Raw genomic sequence first — 2,461 nt, 5'->3', positions numbered from 1 at the left:
GTGCACGGGGAGCGATACAGACAACATCGCATAGCTCACCGGCCATAGAGGGCCCCGCCGCTCCTCATTCTGACGAACGAACATTCCGCTGATTAGACGGTTAATTCTTAATTGGGCTATTAGCTGAGCTAATCAATCATTAGCTCATTTAGGTGGCACTATTCGCATTAGGTGAGCTCATTGCGAGCTCTCTATTGATATACGCCGAGGGCAGTGAATAGCGAATACTGAATGCTGGAATATACCGATTTAAAAGTGCTAAGGGAACTCCGCGATTGGCGTCTTCAGGGAAGAAAAGCCATGTTGGCGACAGTCGTCAGCACTTGGGGCTCCTCCCCACGCCCCGTTGGTTCTCAGCTTGCTCTGCGTGATGACGGACGCATGGTGGGTTCGGTCTCAGGTGGCTGCATTGAGGATGACCTGCTCTTCAACTACGTAGGCGCAAAATCGTCGACCTGGGCTCAGCAAACGACTCCATTAAAGGTCCGGTACGGTATTGACGCAGAGGAGGCCCATCGATTTGGCCTTCCATGCGGTGGAACTTTGGAATTGCTTCTGGAGTTCGACCCAGCCTCGGCTGACTTGCAGATGCTTGTTTCGACCCTCGAGGCTGGTTACCTGGTTTGCCGAACAGTGTCGATTTCCGATGGCAAGGCGTCGTCAGCGCTCTCCAGTAAGCCTGACGAACTCCATTTCGACGGGAAGACATTACGTCATACCTTGGGCCCCGACTATCGAATGCTGATTATCGGCGCTGGAATGCTTGCCGAGTATCTTGCCACCATGGCGCTGTTCAACGGTTTCAGGGTAACGGTCTGTGACCCTCGTGCGGAACATATCGGTTCGTGGTCAGTAAATGGCGTACGCATTGTTACCGAGATGCCGGACGACGCCGTCATTGAGTTCCGCCCAGACAGGCGTACATGCATTGTCGCGTTGTCTCACGACCCCAAGCTCGATGACTTGGCCCTGCTCGAAGCGCTACACAGCGAGGCATTTTATGTAGGCGCAATTGGGTCCCGAAGCAATACAGCGAATAGGCGAGACCGTCTCATTACGTATTTCGGTGAGAGCGAAGAATCGCTTACACGGCTGCGTGGCCCTATTGGCATCTATATCGGCAGCAAAACTCCTTCAGAGATTGCCGTCAGCGTCATGGCAGAAATCTTGGCCGTCAAGAATGGCGTGACTCTGCCCGAAGCCCTATCCGTTGCAGCCATGAAGGCTCAATAAGTCTCGTACATCGAGCCACCCACCTGCATTTTTTATTTTCATCCATGTCGGCACCCATCCACCGAGTGGATTCATTTATGAGGTCTTTATGGTCACTCTCACTGTAAATGGAGAAAGCCGCTCGTTCGACGGAGACTCTGCAATGCCGTTGCTCTGGTATCTGCGTGACGAAATTGGTCTGACAGGAACCAAGTTTGGATGTGGCATGGCGCTCTGTGGCGCTTGTACCGTTCATGTTGACGGCGAGCCTGTTCGGGCTTGCCTTACTCCGGTCGGCGGCCTGGCTGGGAAAAAGGTCACAACTATCGAAGCTGTCGATAAGCAAAAAATTGGTCAGGTCGTTCAGGCCGCATGGGTCGAACAACAAGTCCCGCAGTGCGGATATTGCCAATCGGGTCAAGTGATGTCGGCCATCGCACTGCTTTCGACAAAGCCAACACCGACCGACGAAGAAATCGACCTCGCCATGAGCGGAAACATCTGCAGATGTGGAACCTATCCACGCATCCGCGCAGCTATTCATAAGGCGGCCAAAGACTTGGCCAAGTAATCAAATCGTCGACACAGAGCCCACATTACCGGCTTTGCGGCACACAAGGAGAATCAGATGAGTACCCACCCGGCGCTTAACACCGCTGCGGTATCGAACGATACTGGCAGGGACTTCAAGATAAACCGCCGCCAGTTTCTGGGGAGCATGGCTTCGTTCACTCTGGCAATTGGCTTTGGTGGCGGCATCGCACATGCGGCCCCCTCCGCGAACTCTAGCCTTGAGTTCTCCCCGAATGCATTCATTCGCGTAGGTGCCGACGGCAATGTCACTGTTGTATCTAGCTATTTGGAGATGGGGCAAGGAACATTCACGGGCATTGCAACCCTGGCTGCCGAAGAGTTGGACCTCAACCTCGGCAAGGTTCAAGTGGTTGCAGCACCAGCTGACGTCAAAAAATACGCTAATCCGGTCTTTGCTAAGAATGGCTTCATTGCACAAGCTACCGGCGGAAGTACGGCCATGGCGGGCGCTTGGTTCCAAATCCGAAAGGCCGCCGCCACTGCACGTGTAATGCTCCTTTCCGCTGCAGCCAAGCAGTGGAAAGTTCCAGTTTCTGAACTCTCTGTACAGGATGGGGTAGTCATCCATGCCGCAACAGGGAAAAAAGCTCACTACGGTGCCTTCATCGCCGGGGCGTCGAAAGAACCTGTCCCATCCGAGGTGGCGGTTAAAGAT

The 2,461-nt window shown here is 53.8% G+C and carries 3 protein-coding genes; all 3 read left to right on the top strand.

Going from position 1 to position 2,461, the window contains the following annotated elements:
- Window positions 1-234 precede the first annotated feature (234 nt).
- Window positions 235-1,233, top strand: a complete 999-nt coding sequence (locus AKL28_RS23290) for an XdhC family protein (protein WP_050470667.1) — start codon at window positions 235-237, stop codon at window positions 1,231-1,233.
- A gap of 88 nt (window positions 1,234-1,321) precedes the next feature.
- Window positions 1,322-1,783: a (2Fe-2S)-binding protein gene (locus AKL28_RS23285; protein ID WP_050470666.1), complete on the top strand. Its 462-nt coding sequence runs from the start codon at window positions 1,322-1,324 to the stop codon at window positions 1,781-1,783.
- A 57-nt stretch (window positions 1,784-1,840) separates the two neighbouring features.
- Window positions 1,841-2,461: molybdopterin cofactor-binding domain-containing protein (locus tag AKL28_RS23280; protein ID WP_197091091.1), on the top strand; the 621-nt coding region annotated here is incomplete at its 3' end.

Source organism: Herbaspirillum chlorophenolicum (assembly GCF_001189955.1).
GTDB classification, from domain to species: Bacteria; Pseudomonadota; Gammaproteobacteria; order Burkholderiales; family Burkholderiaceae_D; genus Herbaspirillum; species Herbaspirillum chlorophenolicum.
The sequence above is the reverse complement of the archived record's forward strand: the minus strand, read 5'-3'. Positions and strand labels throughout refer to the sequence as shown.